16 protein-coding genes and 1 other annotated feature are annotated in these 17,195 nt (G+C 37.4%); of the genes, 4 read left to right on the forward strand and 12 right to left on the reverse strand.

Going from position 1 to position 17,195, the window contains the following annotated elements:
* Window position 1: 1 nt before the first annotated feature.
* From argH to DW114_RS10600, 3 genes are read right to left on the reverse strand one after another with little or no spacing between them, the layout of a single operon-like run.
* Window positions 2–1,378 carry an argininosuccinate lyase gene (argH, locus tag DW114_RS10590; protein ID WP_117453723.1) on the reverse strand — a complete coding sequence of 459 codons (1,377 nt, stop codon included), beginning with the start codon at window positions 1,376–1,378 and terminating at the stop codon, window positions 2–4.
* Window positions 1,379–1,409: 31 nt separating this feature from the next.
* Window positions 1,410–1,850, reverse strand: coding sequence for a GNAT family N-acetyltransferase (locus DW114_RS10595; protein WP_117453724.1), 441 nt, complete (start codon window positions 1,848–1,850; stop codon window positions 1,410–1,412).
* 9 nt (window positions 1,851–1,859) lie between these two features.
* Complete coding sequence (locus DW114_RS10600) at window positions 1,860–3,083, reverse strand: argininosuccinate synthase (RefSeq protein WP_117453725.1); 1,224 nt, start codon at window positions 3,081–3,083, stop codon at window positions 1,860–1,862.
* Between the two features lie 92 nt (window positions 3,084–3,175).
* Window positions 3,176–3,392: a binding site (T-box leader), on the reverse strand.
* A gap of 160 nt (window positions 3,393–3,552) precedes the next feature.
* Here DW114_RS10600 and DW114_RS10605 point away from each other — a divergent pair.
* Entirely contained in the window at window positions 3,553–4,752 is a 1,200-nt protein-coding gene (locus DW114_RS10605) for an ATP-grasp domain-containing protein (protein ID WP_117453726.1), read from the forward strand.
* Between the two features lie 78 nt (window positions 4,753–4,830).
* Here the strand turns inward: DW114_RS10605 and DW114_RS10610 are convergent, their stop codons facing one another.
* Window positions 4,831–5,088, reverse strand: a complete 258-nt coding sequence (locus DW114_RS10610) for a glutaredoxin family protein (protein ID WP_117453727.1) — start codon at window positions 5,086–5,088, stop codon at window positions 4,831–4,833.
* Window positions 5,089–5,231: 143 nt separating this feature from the next.
* On the opposite strand from DW114_RS10610, the gene DW114_RS10615 reads away from it, so the two are divergent.
* Window positions 5,232–5,987, forward strand: coding sequence for an alpha/beta hydrolase (locus DW114_RS10615; protein ID WP_117453728.1), 756 nt, complete (start codon window positions 5,232–5,234; stop codon window positions 5,985–5,987).
* Window positions 5,988–6,093: 106 nt separating this feature from the next.
* On the opposite strand, the gene DW114_RS10620 is transcribed toward DW114_RS10615, so the two are convergent.
* Both DW114_RS10620 and DW114_RS10625 read right to left on the reverse strand, forming a co-directional pair.
* Window positions 6,094–6,870 carry an HAD family hydrolase gene (locus DW114_RS10620; RefSeq protein WP_117453729.1) on the reverse strand — a complete coding sequence of 259 codons (777 nt, stop codon included), beginning with the start codon at window positions 6,868–6,870 and terminating at the stop codon, window positions 6,094–6,096.
* A 3-nt stretch (window positions 6,871–6,873) separates the two neighbouring features.
* Window positions 6,874–7,905, reverse strand: coding sequence for a threonine aldolase family protein (locus DW114_RS10625; protein WP_117453730.1), 1,032 nt, complete (start codon window positions 7,903–7,905; stop codon window positions 6,874–6,876).
* Between the two features lie 447 nt (window positions 7,906–8,352).
* Here DW114_RS10625 and dcd point away from each other — a divergent pair, with 447 nt between their 5' ends.
* Entirely contained in the window at window positions 8,353–8,892 is a 540-nt protein-coding gene (dcd, locus tag DW114_RS10630; RefSeq protein WP_117453731.1) for a dCTP deaminase, read from the forward strand.
* A 44-nt stretch (window positions 8,893–8,936) separates the two neighbouring features.
* Here dcd and DW114_RS10635 read toward each other — a convergent pair whose 3' ends face one another.
* From DW114_RS10635 to DW114_RS10660, 6 genes are all read right to left on the reverse strand, one after another.
* Entirely contained in the window at window positions 8,937–10,487 is a 1,551-nt protein-coding gene (locus tag DW114_RS10635) for an acyl CoA:acetate/3-ketoacid CoA transferase (RefSeq protein WP_117453732.1), read from the reverse strand.
* A gap of 92 nt (window positions 10,488–10,579) precedes the next feature.
* On the reverse strand, window positions 10,580–11,359 hold the full coding sequence (locus tag DW114_RS10640; RefSeq protein WP_117453733.1) for a short-chain-enoyl-CoA hydratase: 780 nt from the start codon (window positions 11,357–11,359) through the stop codon (window positions 10,580–10,582).
* A 96-nt stretch (window positions 11,360–11,455) separates the two neighbouring features.
* Window positions 11,456–12,295: a 3-hydroxyacyl-CoA dehydrogenase family protein gene (locus DW114_RS10645; protein ID WP_117453734.1), complete on the reverse strand. Its 840-nt coding sequence runs from the start codon at window positions 12,293–12,295 to the stop codon at window positions 11,456–11,458.
* A 79-nt stretch (window positions 12,296–12,374) separates the two neighbouring features.
* Window positions 12,375–13,397 carry an electron transfer flavoprotein subunit alpha/FixB family protein gene (locus DW114_RS10650; RefSeq protein WP_117453735.1) on the reverse strand — a complete coding sequence of 341 codons (1,023 nt, stop codon included), beginning with the start codon at window positions 13,395–13,397 and terminating at the stop codon, window positions 12,375–12,377.
* Window positions 13,398–13,409: 12 nt separating this feature from the next.
* Complete coding sequence (locus tag DW114_RS10655; protein WP_117453736.1) at window positions 13,410–14,201, reverse strand: electron transfer flavoprotein subunit beta/FixA family protein; 792 nt, start codon at window positions 14,199–14,201, stop codon at window positions 13,410–13,412.
* A 20-nt stretch (window positions 14,202–14,221) separates the two neighbouring features.
* The gene (locus tag DW114_RS10660) at window positions 14,222–15,361 is read right to left on the reverse strand and encodes an acyl-CoA dehydrogenase (protein ID WP_117453737.1); all 1,140 of its coding nucleotides are present in this window, start codon (window positions 15,359–15,361) and stop codon (window positions 14,222–14,224) included.
* Window positions 15,362–15,909: 548 nt separating this feature from the next.
* On the opposite strand from DW114_RS10660, the gene DW114_RS10665 reads away from it, so the two are divergent.
* Window positions 15,910–17,115, forward strand: coding sequence for an acetyl-CoA C-acetyltransferase (locus tag DW114_RS10665; protein WP_117453738.1), 1,206 nt, complete (start codon window positions 15,910–15,912; stop codon window positions 17,113–17,115).
* The last annotated feature ends 80 nt before the right edge of the window (window positions 17,116–17,195 follow it).

Raw genomic sequence — 17,195 nt, forward strand, 5'->3', positions numbered from 1 at the left:
CTTACATTTCTCCCAACTTTGTTTTTACCTGTTCGATGTGTGCCTTCACAGTTTGCGGTGCCGGTCCTCCCTTGACCACACGCATATTGACACATGTATCCAGGCTGATTGCTTCAAATATATCTTCTTCAAACAGCTCATTTACCTGTTTGTATTCTTCTAAACTTAATGTTTCCAATGTTTGATTATGATCTTGACAATAGCTGACTAGCGCACCGATACAGCGATAGGCATCACGAAACGGCATACCTTTCTTCGTTAGATAATCCGCACAATCTGTCGCATTGATAAATCCTTTACTAGCTGCATTACGCATATTATCTTTTAAGATACGTGATGTTTCCAGCATTGGTGTAAAGGTTGTTAAACACAAATTCACAGTATCGATTGCATCAAACAAAGCTTCTTTATCTTCCTGCATATCTTTATTGTATGCCAAAGGAATCCCCTTCATCATCGTTAATAAAGTTGTTAGATTCCCATATACACGTCCAGTTTTACCACGAATCAATTCCGCTACATCTGGATTTTTCTTCTGTGGCATAATAGAACTGCCAGTCGCAAATGCATCATCCAATTCCATAAATTTATATTCCCAAGAACACCATAAAATGATTTCTTCACTGAATCTTGATAAATGCATCATGACCATAGACAAATCACTTGCCGTTTCAATACAGAAATCACGATCACTGACACCATCCAGTGAATTCATGGATACAGATTGAAAGCCAAGTTCTTCACATACCATATCACGATTAATGGGATAGGTTGTTGTCGCAAGTGCGCCACTGCCAAGTGGTAGTACTTCCACTCGTTTCTTTGCTTCTTTTAATCGCTCAATATCACGTAGAAACATTTCCGCATAAGCCATGATATGGTGCGCAAATGTAATTGGCTGCGCTCTTTGTAGATGGGTGTATCCTGGCATGATCGTTTCTGTATGTTCACTTGCTTTATCAACAATCACCTGAATCAGATCTTTAATATTTTCAATCACTTCATCAATAGCATCACTTGTATATAAACGTGTATCAAGTGCTACCTGATCATTACGTGAACGTGCTGTATGAAGACGTTTTCCAGCATCATGAATACGCTTTGTTAATTCACTTTCCATAAACATATGAATATCTTCTGCCATAGGATCAATCAATAACGTTCCATCTTCAATATCCTTTTTGATGCTTAACAGACCTTCTTCAATTGCCTGTGCATCCTCCATAGAAATAATTCCCTGTTTTCCCAACATATGTGCATGGGCAATACTACCTTTGATATCCTGTGCATACATACGATGATCAACGGAAATACTGGAATTAAAATCATTCAATCTTTGATCTGCGGCCTTCTTAAATCTTGCGTCCCATAAACTCATGCTGTGCTCCTCCTTTATTTTGATTAGTGGATCAGGTATCTAATCTGACCAGATCCACCAAAGCTTTATTTCGATAATTTAAATCTTCCCGGATATAAAATCCCTGTTGCTGCCAGAAACCATTTCCGGTTTCGTTCGTTTTAAAAACGACCAATGCTACTTTATTTATTCCTTCATTTCTCAAAGCATCACAAGCATGTTTTGTTAATGAAGAAGCGATTCCTTGATGACGATATGATGTAGCAACTGCAGTATGATAGATAAAACCTCTTCTACCATCATGTCCACTCATGATCACACCAACGATTTTTTCGTTATCTTTTGCGATGAAACAAGTATTGGGATTTCTTAATAAGAAAGTTTTTATTCCTTCATAAGAATCATCTACATCATTTAATCCCATCCCCGGAGTAGATATCCATAACTGATATACACCTTCATAGTCATCCATACACATCTTTGTGATTGTCATTAAAAGCTCCTATTTTTTAGTTTTCGCATCCATCTGGGCTTTTACCTTGATAGGTAGACCATATAGATTAATGAAGCCTGCAGAATCATTTTGATCATAAGAGTCATCTTCTCCAAAACTTGCGATTTGTTCAGAGTATAAAGTATAAGGACTATTCATACCTGCAGGAATGATATTTCCTTTATAAAGTTTTAATTTTACTTCTCCAGTTACAGTTTCACTTGTTTTATCCACAAATGCACTTAATGCTTCTCTTAATGGTGTAAACCATTGTCCATCATACAACAGTTCACCAAATTTCTGAGCAACGCCTTGTTTGTAGTGCTGTGTTGCTTTATCCAGACAGATGGTTTCTAACAGCTCATGTGCCTTATAAAGAATTGTTCCACCTGGAGTTTCATATACACCACGTGATTTCATACCAACAAGTCTGTTTTCTACCATATCGATAATACCGATACCATTAGCACCACCGATTTCATTTAATTTTTTCACCATGGCCTGTCCGCCAAGTTTTTCACCATTTAATGCCACAGGAATACCTTTTTCAAATGTTAATGTAATATAAGTTGGTGTATCTGGTGCTTTTTCAGGTGTAACACCCATTTCTAAAATCTTATCATACATTGGTTCATTCATAGGATCTTCTAAATCCAATCCTTCGTGGCTTAAGTGCCATAAGTTCTTATCTTTAGAGTAGTTAGTTTCTCTGTTGATTTTTAATGGAATGTTGTGACTTTCTGCATAATCGATTTCTTCATCTCTTGATTTGATATCCCATTCACGCCATGGTGCGATGATTGGCATATCAGGAGCAAATGCTTTGATTGCTAATTCAAAACGTACCTGGTCATTTCCTTTCCCTGTACATCCATGACAGATGGCATCTGCACCTTCTTTTAATGCGATTTCCACAAGTTTTTGACCAATCAAAGGTCTTGCGAATGCTGTACCTAACAGATAAACACCTTCATAAACTGCATTGGCTTTCATACATGGATAGATATAATCTTCAACGAATTCATCTTTTAAATCTAGAATATACAGCTTGCTGGCACCTGTTGCAATCGCTTTTTCTTCCAGACCATCTAATTCTGATTCCTGTCCAACATCGGCAGATACTGCTACAACTTCACAGTTGTTGTAGTTTTCTTTCAGCCAAGGAATGATAATTGATGTATCAAGTCCTCCAGAATATGCAAGTATTACTTTCTTAATGTCTTCTTTTTTCATGTTCTTCAACCTCTTTCTTTCTCTTTTTTTGTTTATCAAACATCTTTCAGTTTCATGAGTGGTGATATAAAAAACGCCCCTGGATAAATATATCCAGAGACGTATAGTTGCTTCACCTTACGCGGTACCACTCTAGTTGCCATGTTTTCATGACCTCTTTTTCATAACGCTGAAACATGCGTCCTGTGATACTTGTTTCCCACAGGCTCTCCAGAGTGCGTTTCTTCCTAAGCTTCCCTTCAGGCTTTCACCAATCCCCGACTCGCTTTGCTTTCCATTTAGGAATACTCTCTCTTTCCACGATTTATGGTTACATCATACTCCTTTGAAAATGACTTGTCAACACAAAATTACATTATTTTCATAATTTCTGTAAATTATTTCAAAACAATTTGTTTCATTGTTTCAGCAGAAAGACTTTGACATTCAATTTTGGTTCGCTTACAATCTTAGTAAGGAGGTGCTTTCTATGAATTTTATTTTTATATCCCCTAATTTTCCTGAAAGCTACTGGCTGTTTTGTCAGGGATTAAAAAACAACGGCGTAAATGTACTTGCCATTGGCGATACCGCTTATGCCAATCTGACAACCAATCTGAAAAACTCGATCAATGACTATTATCAAGTTTCCTCACTGGAAAATTATGATGAAGTCATGCGCGGTGTTGCCTGTTTCATTCATAAACATGGAAGAATCGACTGGATTGAATCTAACAATGAATACTGGCTTTCCCTGGATGCACGATTACGTAAAGATTTTAATATACAGCATGGAATTACGATCGATCATATTGATGAATACCAAAGCAAAATCAAAATGAAAGAATATTATGCGAAAGCTGGAATCAAGACTGCCCGTTATGAAATGGCAAGTGATGAAGCCCATGCCATCGCATTTGCGAATATGGTAGGTTATCCAATCATTATCAAACCCAATGTCGGTGTTGGTGCCAATCACACGTATAAGTTAAAGAATGAAGATGAAATCAAGGCATTCTTTGCTCATCCGATGAATGAACCATATCTGATGGAAGAATATATCAAAGGTATCTGTTTCTCATTTGATGGCATCGCCAACAGTCAAAAAGATATCCTGTTTATGACATCACATCAATATACCGAAAGTATCATGGATGCAGTCAATGAACATAAAAGCATTGGATGCTATTCTTATAAGACGATTCCTGATGATATTCTGGATGCTGGTACACGTGCAGTAAAGGCATTTGATACAAGAAATCGTTTCTTCCACTTTGAGTTCTTCCGTTTATTAGAAGATCAGCCAAACGTAGGAAAACAAGGCGATATCATTGGCTTGGAGGTTAATATGCGACCACCAGGAGGATTTTTACCTGACATGATCAATTATGCTAATGATGTAAATGTTTACCAGCTATGGGCAGATATGATCGTACATGATGCAATCCACTATCACTTTGAGCGTAAATATTCCAGCTGCTTTATCGGGCGAAGAGATCAAATAGCATATGCACACAGCATTGAAGATATCAAAGCTGCCTATAACGCAAATATTTTAATGATACAAAGATTACCTGAAGCGTTGGCTTCTGCAATGGGCGATGAAGTCATCGTTGCTCGTTTCCCTAGCGAAAAAGATGTATTATTATTCCTGCATTATGCAGAAGAAACAAAAGCAGATATCGAATAGATTTCTGCTTTCACAGATCGTAAAAAGAGATTTCAAAAATGATTTACAGATAATCATTTTTTGAAATCTCTTGTTTTATTATAAAGCAGCATCAAATACAGCTTTAATTTTATCTTTTGTGGCTGCGCCTTCATGTTTTTTGATACCATCCACAAAATACGTTGGCACATACCAGTAATCCAATGTATCAGCCAGTTGTGGCTGTTCACTTTCTTCAATATATGTAATATTTATATTCTGATAAACCGGCTGCTCCTGTTTCAATTCCTCCATCCAGTTCATTGCCTGTTTACAATATGGACAGCCTTTTAAATACATCATGGTAATCTTTTTCATATCCTTATCACCTCACACATACACTATAGCATACCCCAAACTTTGAAACAATGATGATGCTTTATCAAAGTATAAGAAAATTTTATGTTACTGATCTTTTATCTTGTGGTATAATTACAACAATGTTATTTGAGGTGAATAAAATGGTTGAAAAAAAAGAGGTTTCTATTTCCTGTTTCGATACAATGCGTATGCTGCATATCTATACGCCGAAGGGATATCCAAAGGGCAGGAAGAAATATCCTGTTTTGTATATGTATGATGGACATAATCTGTTTTTTGATGAAGATGCCACCTATGGTAAAAGCTGGGGTTTAGCTGATTATCTGGATTCTCAGAATATGGATATCATCGTTGTTGGAATTGAATGCAATCATGAAGGCAATATGCGATTGGAAGAATTTTCTCCTTATGATTTTGAAGATGCGTATATTGGACATATTCATGGTCGTGGTGATCAATTGATGGAATGGGTCGTACATGAATTAAAGCCATGGATTGACAGTACGTATCGTACAAAGAAAAGCCGTTCTTATACCGGTATCGCCGGCAGCAGTATGGGTGGTTTAATGGCACTTTATACTATTCTTCATCATAACGATACATTCTCTATGGCAGGTTGTTTTTCAAGTTTTTTATATCCTGTCATGGAAGATTTAAAAAAGGAATTGCATGCCTGTAGCTTAAAGGAAAGTCGCATTTTCCTATCTTGGGGAACAGATGAATTTCGTTCAAAGACAGCACTTGCTTATGGTACTGATCGAAATCTTTATATCACACAGCAATTACTACAAAAAGGCGCTGATGTTTTCCCTTATCAGCACATCAAAGGGAAACATAATGAGGCAAGCTGGGAAAAAGAATTACCAATTGCGCTTCCTTTCTTATTCGAAGAATAAAGACGATGTTTGATACACCGTCTTTTTTCATAGATATTGTTTTACTTCCTCATATAAATATGAATAAATCTTTGGATATCATCAAAAAGAATTCATTATGACATTCCTATATCCATCCAAAATGTTTCATTGCTTCATAAATGCCATCCTGATCACTGTCTTTTGTGACATAATCTGCAACATTCTTTACTTCATCAATGGCATTTCCCATTGCAATCGAAAAAGCTGCCACCTGAAACATCTTTATATCATTTCTGCCATCTCCAAATACAACCACATCTTCATGCTTTCCTTTTAGCTGTTTTATCATATCTCGAATACCTTCATCTTTATGATCAGGCTCTATGATACAGGAATTGGGATGATAACGCATGGGCAAAGGATATTTTTGAAAAACATCCAGTGTCTTTTCCCTGCCTGCAGGCATTGCGATGATGATACGTTCAAATTGAGGAAACTGATGATAATCGATATTCTCAATGATTTCTAAATCACCAATACATGGATCTCCATACAGATCCTTTGTGAAGCGATCATTGTGGGTAATGCGTTTTAAGGAATCCTCCACGGAAACACAAAAACTGATATCTTTTTTCAGACATTCATCAATGACTGCCAAACTAAATGCACGATCTAATGATGTATGCCGGATACACTCATGATTTACATATAAATCATTTCCACCATTACAGACCAAATGTTCAATACCTACTTCTTCAGCGACTGCTTTCGTGAAATAATAAGGGCGTCCTGTCGCAATAGCAACAAAATGTCCTTGTTGCTTCGCTAATTGAACCGCTTTTTTTGTACTATTTGGCACCAATCCGTTTTTTACGCTAGTAAGTGTGCCGTCAATATCAAAGAAAAAATATTTTTTCTGCATAGATTAGCCTTTGACCAGTTTTGTAAAATCAGCTAAAAAGGCATCCACATCTTCTTGTTTTGTTGCCCACGATGTCACAAAACGCATGGCAGTCGTATGTTCATCCATTTCTTCCCATACCTGAAATGCATAATCTTTTTGTAATTTTTCAATCAACTGATTATCTAAAATCGGAAAAATCTGGTTTGTTGTTGTTTCAATAAAGAAAGATACACCAAGCTTTTTCATTTCTGACTGCATTTTTTGTGCTAATTCATTGGCATGCTTAGCACTTGGCAAATATAATCCCTGTTCAAACAGAACCTGAAACTGTGTTCCCAACAGCCACCCTTTTGCCAGCATTCCACCACGCTGTTTGATCATATAGCGGAAATTCTTTTTTAAATCATCATTCACAATAACAACAGCTTCTCCAAACAGGGCACCATTCTTTGTCCCACCAATATAGAAAACATCGCAATATTTGCATAAATCATCAAATTCTACATCGTTATCCTCTGCTGTTAATGCGGCACCAAGTCTTGCGCCATCCATAAACAGATATAATCCAAGTTCATCACAAACATCACGTAATGCCTGTAATTCTTCTTTATGATAAATCGTTCCAATTTCTGTCGCATTGGAAATATAAATCATGGCTGGTTTTACCATATGTTCATCTTCATGTTTTTTTACTGCTTTACGTATACCTTCAACACTTAACTTTCCATCATTTCCATCTGCAATCACAACTTTATGACCAGTCGCTTCAATAGAACCTGTTTCATGCACATTGATATGTCCACTGTCCACTGCAATTACTGCCTCATAAGGGCGCAGGATTGATGAGATCACTGTAAGATTTGCCTGTGTTCCCCCTACTAAGAAATGGATATCACAATCTTCATACTCTAATACTTCTTTGATTGCTTTCTTCGCTGCAAAACAGCATTCATCTTCACCATATCCTACATGTTGTGTCATATTGGATTCTACAAGTGCCTCGATAATTTCCGGACACGCACCTTCACTGTAATCATTTCTAAAACTTATCATACAAATTCACTCCTCTACATTTTCTTCCATTATATCGCAAACAGACAAAAAAATACAGCCGGTTTTCTTACCAGCTGTACTTTTATCAGCACCGTTCTTCCATTATAATTTTTTACCTGCATGCTACCTACAATATCTTACGATTTTAACCAACATGTCCAACATGAACGATTACTGATTTCAGCACTTCTGCCAGGCTGATCTCTAAGACAAGGGGATATCTCCACCAACCCTTACAAAGTGCCATATATCAACACTCTCATCAAGTGTGATATGCGATTTCTGTTGTTACAAGTATATTATAAGATATAAATGTGATTTGTAAATCCTTTTGGAAAAATAAGCAGATAAATGGAATATTTTGTTTCCATCTCGTGTTTAGGCATTGAAAACTAAAACAAAAGTATGGTAGAATAGTGCGGATATAAAACAATAAGGAGGAGCATCATGATATTATCAGATAAGACATTATTTGAAATGATAGAAGCAGACACGTTACAAATCAGCCCATTGGAAAAACATCAGATACAGCCTGCCAGTGTCGATATTCGTTTGGGAAACACATTCAGTATTGTTGAAGATTTACCTTCCGGTATCATTAATCTGGAGGATGAAATACCTTATAAAACCATTGTTACGGATACATATATCTTACTACCTAACCAGTTTGTACTGGCAACCACCATGGAGTATTTTCATTTACCTGATGATTTAACTGCCTTTGTGGAAGGCAGAAGTTCTTTAGGTCGTATGGGATTATTTATCCAAAATGCTGGCTGGGTAGATCCTGGATTCCATGGAGAAATCACATTAGAACTATATAATGCCAATCGCTGTGCTATTGAATTAAAAGCTGGCAGAAGAATTGGTCAGCTGGTATTCGCTAAAATGGATAGTCCTGCAATTCATCCTTATCAGGGTAAATATCAGGGGCAAAAAGGTGCAACTGGTTCTAGAGTATATTTGGATATGGAGAAACAAAGATAAGAAAAGGACATAGACAGATTTCTCACTGTTTATGTCCTTTTATATTAGTTATTTAATAAACCCATGACTTCTGGAACAAAAATTCTTTCATCCATTGTTTTCAGGTTTTCAGCGATTGCTGGTTTAAATTCCATCTGGCCCAATACATCTTTTTCTAGATCCACACCAGGTGCAATTTCAGTTAATGTCAAGACACCGTCAATCAGTTCAAATACAGCACGTTCTGTGATATAAAGAACTTTCTGACCAGTTTCTTTTGCATATTCAGCAGAGAATGTGATTTGTTCAACATCCTGTTTGAATTTCTTGACACGACCTTCCTGAAGAATATTCAGTTTACCATCTTTTACTTCTACCTTTAAACCACCTGCGGTAAATGTACCACAGTATACAACAACTGGTGAAGTCTGTGTGATGTTGATAAATCCACCGCATCCGGCAATTTTTGGTCCAAAACGTGATACGTTGATATTACCAAAGCGATCACATTCCGCAAGTCCTAAGAATGCTTCACCAAGTCCGCCACCATCATAGAAGTCAAACTGATATGGCTGATCAATGATAGCATCAGGATTTGTACATGTTCCAAAAGCAGTACCAGCATTTGGTACACCACCGATTCCGCCAGCTTCAACTGTTAATTTCAATCCTGGTAAGCCTTCTTCATTGGCAACATTCGCGATACCTTCTGGCATACCAATACCTAAGTTGATGATTGCGGATGGATCAAGTTCCATTGTTGCACGACGACAAATGACCTTACGTTCATTTAAAGGCATAGGTGGAATAGAATCCACAGGTACCTTTACTTCCCCACTCAATGCAGGATTATACTGTTCAGCATATGTCTGCATGTGATTTTCTGGACGTGATACAACAATACCATCTACATAGATTCCAGGAATCTTTACTTTACGTGGATCTAATGTACCATTAGCAACTACTTTTTCAACCTGTAGCAATACAATACCACCAGAGTTTTTCGCTGCCTGTGCAATAGATAAAGAATCCAGTGTTGCGGCTTCTTTTTCCATTGTCGCATTTCCATCTTCATCACAATAAGTAGCACGAATCAATGCAACATTTAATGGGAATGATTTATACAATAACCATTCTTCTCCATGAAGATTTACTAGTTCTACCAAATCTTCTTTAGAGCGTTCATTCATCTTTGCGCCTTCAATACGAGGGTCAACGAATGTTTTTAAACCGATTTTTGTGAATGTACCAGGACGGTGTCCGGCAATATCACGGAACATCAATGAAATCGTTCCAAGTGGAAGGTTATATCCTTCTACTTTATTTTCAAATACCAGTTTCTGAAGCTTAGGAATTAATCCCCAGTGTCCACCAATGATACGTTTTAACAGTCCTTCATGACCTAACTTGTTTAGCCCAAGTTTATCTGTTCCATCTCCGATACCAGCTGAAAACATGATTGTCAAATTGTTTGGATGACCAGTTTTCAAGAAAGATTCTTCGATACCAACAGAGAATTCCTGTGGATGTCCACAACCAATGAAACCACCAATACCTACAGCAGCTCCATCAGGAATCATAGCGACTGCCTGTTCTAAACTTATTACCTTACCCAAATCCAATTACCTCCTTTTTATCATCTTCTGCATTCAGTGTATCATAAACACATGTATCAGCAAAATGATAAGCACCTAGAATCGAGTGTTTCTTATTTGTTAGAGAATGTTTTTTCTTTTACTTTTTCTAAGAAGCAAGTCATACCATATGTCTGATCTTCAGTAGCGAAGCAGTTAGAGAATTCTTCAACTTCGATTGCGATACCACCATCGATATCTGTCTGTAGACCATTGTTGATTGCTTTTTTAGAGTTAGCAACTGCAATAGGCGCATTTTTCGCAATACCGTTTGCCATTTTCATAACAGTAGGCATTAATTCTTCAGCAGCAACAACATTGTTTACCAAACCGATTGCAAGTGCACGATCTGCTTTGATGTTACGTGCTGTATAGATCATTTCTTTTGCGATACCAACACCAACGATTCTAGCTAAACGCTGAGTTCCACCAAATCCTGGCGTAATACCCAAACCAACTTCTGGCTGTCCGAATACAGCATTTTCACTAGCGATACGAATATCACAGCTCATTGCTAATTCACATCCACCACCTAATGCGAAACCATTAACAGCAGCGATGACTGGGCAACGGAATGTTTCAATTTTACGGAATACTTCATTACCAAATTTTCCATAAGTAGCAGCTTCTTCAACTGATTTTTCTTTCATTTCAGCGATATCAGCACCAGCTACGAAAGATTTTTCACCAGCACCAGTAATGACAAGTGCATAAACATCTTTATTTGCATCTACTTCATTTAAAGCTTCATTTAATTCAGTTAATACCTGTGTGCTTAATGCATTTAATGCTTTTGGTCTGTTGATTGTGATTGTTGCAACATGACCTTCCACGTTTAATAAAATAGTTTCCATTTTGTTACCTATCCTTTCATATTTTTAAAAAAGTGAATCCACAATTTCAATGGAGTACATGTGAAATTATAGATTCACTGATACTAATGACTAGTCTTATTTAGAGTAATCGTAGAATCCGATTCCAGTCTTCTGACCTAATTTACCGCCACGTACCATTTTTCTCAATAATGTACAGCAACGATATTTAGAATCGTGAGTTTCTGCGTATAATACATCCATGATTGCAACAACGATATCCAAACCGATTAAGTCACCTAATGCTAAAGGTCCCATAGGGTGGTTAGCACCAAGTTTCATAGCAGTATCGATATCTTCGATAGAAGCGATACCTTCCTGTAAGATACATGCAGCTTCATTGATCATAGGAATCAGGATACGGTTAACAACGAATCCAGGACCTTCAGCAACTTCTACTGGAGTTTTTCCTAATGATTTACTGATTTCGATGATAGCATCTTTTGTTTCAACTGGTGTGTTGATACCAGAGATAACTTCAACCAGTTTCATACGATCTGCTGGATTAAAGAAGTGCATACCGATTACTGGGTGTTTGATTCCCTTAGCGATTTCAGTTACTGATAAAGAAGAAGTGTTTGTACCAAAGATACAGCTTTCTTTACAGATTTCATCTAATGTAGAGAATAATTCTTTCTTAGTTTCCATGATTTCAAGAACAGCTTCTACAACTAAATCACAGTCAGCTAAATCTTTGTATTCTCCAGCTTTTAAGTTTCCTTTGATTTCAGCAGCTTTTTCAGCAGTCATTTTTTCTCTTGTAACCAATTTGTCTAATTTTTTACCGATTTTGTCGATACCACCCTGTGCCCATTCTAATTTGATGTCACAAACAGTTACATCGTATCCGTTTGTAGCGAAAGCATTAGCGATACCCTGGCCCATTGTTCCGGCACCAATAACTCCAACTTTTTTCATTTTAAATATCTCCTTTTTATTTTTTATAGTAACAAAAGGACAGCGTTACAACGCGCTGCCTTTTGTTATTGCTACTTCATTATGCTTTTTTCGCAGCGATGATTTCTTCTTTTAATAATGGAAGGATTTCTTTTACGTCACCAACAAATCCCATGTTTGCAATGCTGAAGATTTCAGCCTGTGGGTCACGGTTGATAGCGATAATCATATCTGATTTTTCCATACCAGCAACGTGCTGACAAGCACCTGAAATACCACAAGCAATGTATAAGCTTGGACGAACTGTCTTACCAGTCTGACCAACCTGGATATCTTTGCTAACGAATCCATCGTCAACAACTGCACGAGAAGCACACATAGCTCCGCCTAATTCATCAGCAACAGCCTGTACCATATCTAAGCAGTCTTCTGCTCCACGTCCTGCACCAACTAAGATATCGCATTTTGTAATATCGATTCCTTCAACAACTTTTGCGATTGTTTCTTTAACGATAACTTTTGCATCTTTGTCAGCGAATTCTGGAGTAAATTCAATAACTTCACCAGTTCTTGAAGCATCTACTGGATCCATACTGAATACGTTTGGACGAATAGTAGCCATCTGTGGACGAGTGTCTGGACAGATGATTGTACCGAATAAGTTACCACCGAATGTAGGACGAGTTACTAATAATAAAGCTTCGTCAGTTTTTTCTGGGTCCATTTCGATTTTTGTAGCATCAGCAGTCAAACCTGCATTTAAACGTGCAGCAACACGTGGTGCCAAGTCACGTCCTAAAACAGTAGCTCCAGTTAAGAAGCTGTCTGGTTTAAATTTATTAATGATCTGAGTTAATGTATCAGCATAGAACTGAGTTGAATATCCTTCAAGCATAGCATCATCAGCTACGATTACTTTGTCAGCACCGTGAGCGATAACATCCTGTGCCTGATCCTTGATGTTGTGTCCTAATAAAACACCAACAACCTGGAATCCCATGTGAGGAATGGATGCAACCAATTTTCTAGCTTCAGAAATTAATTCGTATCCAACATTGGCGATCACGCCGTTTCTCTGTTCAACGAATACGTAAATATCTTTGTATCCTTCAAATTTAGCCATTGTATTCTCCTCCTATTTCGTAATGATCTGCTTTTCTTTCAAAGTCTTAGCAATCAATTTAGCAGCTTCGCCAGCTGGCAGTTCGTAAGTTTCAGTTTCAGCAGTAACATCTTTTGTGAATGTGTGATGTACTTTTGTTGGAGAACCTGCAAGACCAACTTTGCTAGCGTCGATTCCTAAATCATTGAATGTCATGATTTTAACTTCTTTATTGAAAGAATCAACGATATCATTACAGTTCATGTAACGAGGAGTGTTCATTCCACTTAATGTTGTTAACAGACATGGAAGTTTAGCTTCGATAATTTCTTCGCTGTCTTCCAAAGATTTTCTAACTGTGATGACTTTGTCATTGATGTCAATAATTTTGTCAACATAAGTTACCTGAGGGATATCTAAACGTTCAGCAGTCTGAGGACCAACCTGAGCAGTATCACCATCGATAGCCTGACGACCAGCAATGATCAAATCATAACCGATTTTTTCGATTGCAGCAGCAAGTGTACTAGAAGTAGCACAAGTGTCAGCACCAGCGAATGCACGGTCAGTGATCAGAACACATTCGTCAACACCACGAGCCAATAATTCTTTTAACATTCCACTAGCCTGTGGAGGTCCCATAGAGATAACTGTAACAGTTACATCATCTTTTGTTTCTTTAATTTTTAAAGCTTCTTCAACACCAGCTAAGTCGTCTGGGTTAATGATACTTGGAACACCGGCACGAATCAATGTACCAGTTACTTTATCAACACGGATCTCAGTTGAGTCCGGTACCTGTTTAACAAGAGCGATAATTTTCATGTTCTTCTTCCTTTCCTCTATTATTTCAACATCTGGCCAGAAATAACCATACGCTGTACTTCAGAAGTACCTTCGTAGATTTCAGTGATCTTAGCATCACGGAACATTCTTTCTACTGGATAGTCACGAGTATAACCGTATCCACCCATTAACTGGATAGCTTTTGTAGTAACTTCCATAGCAACTTCAGCAGCAAATAATTTTGCTTCAGCAGCTAAATAAGTATAAGGCTGTCCGTTCTCTTTAGCCATTGCAGCCTGGTAAACTAATAATCTAGCAGCATCAGTTTTTGTCTGCATATCAGCTAACTGGAACTGAGTGTTCTGGAATTTAGCGATAGAACGTCCAAACTGTTTACGTGATTTAACATAAGGAACTACTTCATCGATAGCACCCTGTGCGATACCTAATGCCTGAGCAGCGATACCAATACGTCCACCATCAAGTGTCTGCATGGCAATCTTGAATCCTTTACCTTCCTGACCTAACAGGTGATCTTTTGTAAGACGTACGTTGTTGAAAATAAGTTCGCTAGTTGCACTACCACGGATACCTAATTTCTTTTCGTGCTGTCCAACTGTAAATCCTGGCATACCTTTTTCTACGATAAATGCAGAAATACCGTGTGTACCTTTTGATTTGTCAGTCATCGCAAAGATAACATATACATCAGCTTCACCAGCGTTTGTAATAAAGATCTTTGTACCGTTTAAGATGTAGTCATCTCCATCTTTTACAGCTGTAGTCTGCTGTCCAGCAGCATCTGTACCTGCGTTTGGTTCTGTTAAACCGAATGCAGCCAGTTTTTTACCTGTACATAAATCAGGCAGATATTTGTTTTTCTGTTCTTCTGTACCAAATGCGAAGATTGGCCAAGTACCTAATGAAGTATGAGCTGATAATACAACACCTGTAGTTGCACATTTCTTACTCAATTCTTCTACTGCAAGAATGTAGCTTAAGTAGTCAGCTCCAGCTCCACCGTATTCTCTTGGGAATGGAATACCAAGCATTTTACATTCTCTCATTTTTTCAACGTTTTCACGTGGGAAACGTTCATCTTCGTCGACTTCTGCTGCAAGAGGTTTTACATCTTTTTCAGCAAACTCAGCGAATAGCTTCTTCATCATTTGTTGTTGTTCTGTTAACATGAAGTCCATAAGTGTTCTCCTCTCCTTAATTTACTTGAACAATAGGATTTCCTTCTTAAGCCATTGACTGGCATGGGCGTTATCCAAAAGGGATAAGCGCAATCCTACTCTTAATTTTAGAACTATTTTTACCTCTCGTCAACCACTTTGTTATTTTTTTAACAATTATTTGATGAAAATTTCACAAGTCCATTTTTTAAATTATTTATTTCACAGAAATCTAACCAAAAATCTTACATTGCAATCTTGAACCATTTACATACATATGCTGTGTATGTCACATGTATACATGAAGAAAAAGCTTTAAAACAGGCTGTTATCGTATCAGCTCAGTATCTTCTGCTTTTTCCTTTTTTTGTATCTGTCACATTATTTTTACAATTTTACTTTCTATATATATTTTAATTTCGTACTATAATTTACAAAATCTTTTATTTTTCACTTAATAATTTTTTCACAAGTGGTTGACAAAAGGCCTTGTTTCCTATATGATGTTGCTGTATGGTGTCGGGTGGTTGCCTGATACTCAATAAAAGAAAGAAAGACAGGTAGAGAAAATGAAAAAAACTTATGTTGTTAGCGCAAAACGTAGCGCAATTGGTAGTTTTCTTGGATCTTTGACAACTGTAAAACCAGTTGACTTAGGTGCTACAGTTGTAAAAGCTTTATTAGAAGACGGAAAAGTTGCTCCAGAAAACGTTGATGAATTACTTTGTGGTAATGTATTAAGTGCTGGATTGGGACAGAACATTGGTCGTCAGGTAGCTTTAGCTGCTGGTATTCCTGAATCAGTATGTTCACACTCAGTAAACATGGTTTGTGGTTCTGGTTTAAGAACTGTAATGGAAGGTGTTATGTCAATCCAGACTGGTTTCAACGATATCGTTGTTGCTGGTGGTGTTGAATCAATGTCAGGTGCTCCTTACCTAATTCCTGCAAACACTCGTACAGGAAACAAAATGGGAGATTTCAAATGTGTTGACCACATGATCTATGATGCATTAACAGATGCTATGAATGGTATTCACATGGGTGTTACTGCAGAAAACATTGCAAAAAAATATAACATCACTCGTGAAATGCAGGATGAATTCGGATATGCTTCTCAGCAGAAAGCAATCGCTGCTGTAGATAGTGGAAGATTCAAAGATGAAATCGTTCCAGTAGAAGTAAAATTACGTAAAGAAACAGTAATTTTTGATACTGATGAACACCCTAACCGTAAATCAACTCCTGAAAAAATGGCTAAATTACGTCCAGCATTCATCAAAGATGGTACTGTAACAGCTGCAAATGCTTCTGGTATCAATGATGGTGCAAGCTTCGTATTGTTAGCTAGTGAAGATGCTGTTGAAAAATATGGTTTAACTCCAATCTGTGAAATCGTTGGTATTGGCCAGGGTGGTGTTGATCCATTAACTATGGGTCTTGGTCCTACTCCAGCAATCCGTAACGCTTTGAACTATGCAGGTATGAAATTAGATGACATCGAATTGGTTGAATTAAACGAAGCATTCGCTGCTCAGTCTTTAGGTGTTATCCACGAATTAGTTGAAGAACACGGTATTGATCGTGAAGCATTCATGGCTAAGACAAACGTAAACGGTGGTGCTATTGCATTAGGACACCCAGTAGGTGCTTCTGGTAACCGTATCTTAGTTACATTGATTCACGAAATGATCAAACGTGATGCTAAGACTGGTCTTGCTTCTCTATGTATTGGTGGAGGACAAGGTACAGCTGTTATCGTTAAACGTCCATAATTATAAGACAAACAAAAAGCTGCGCAATATGATCAGCTTGTGTCAAGTAGACACACAAAATAATTAAAACATTTTTGTCC

This window comes from Absiella sp. AM09-50, from assembly GCF_003433845.1.
In the GTDB taxonomy this organism is placed as follows: domain Bacteria; phylum Bacillota_I; class Bacilli_A; order Erysipelotrichales; family Erysipelotrichaceae; genus Hoskinsella; species Hoskinsella hominis.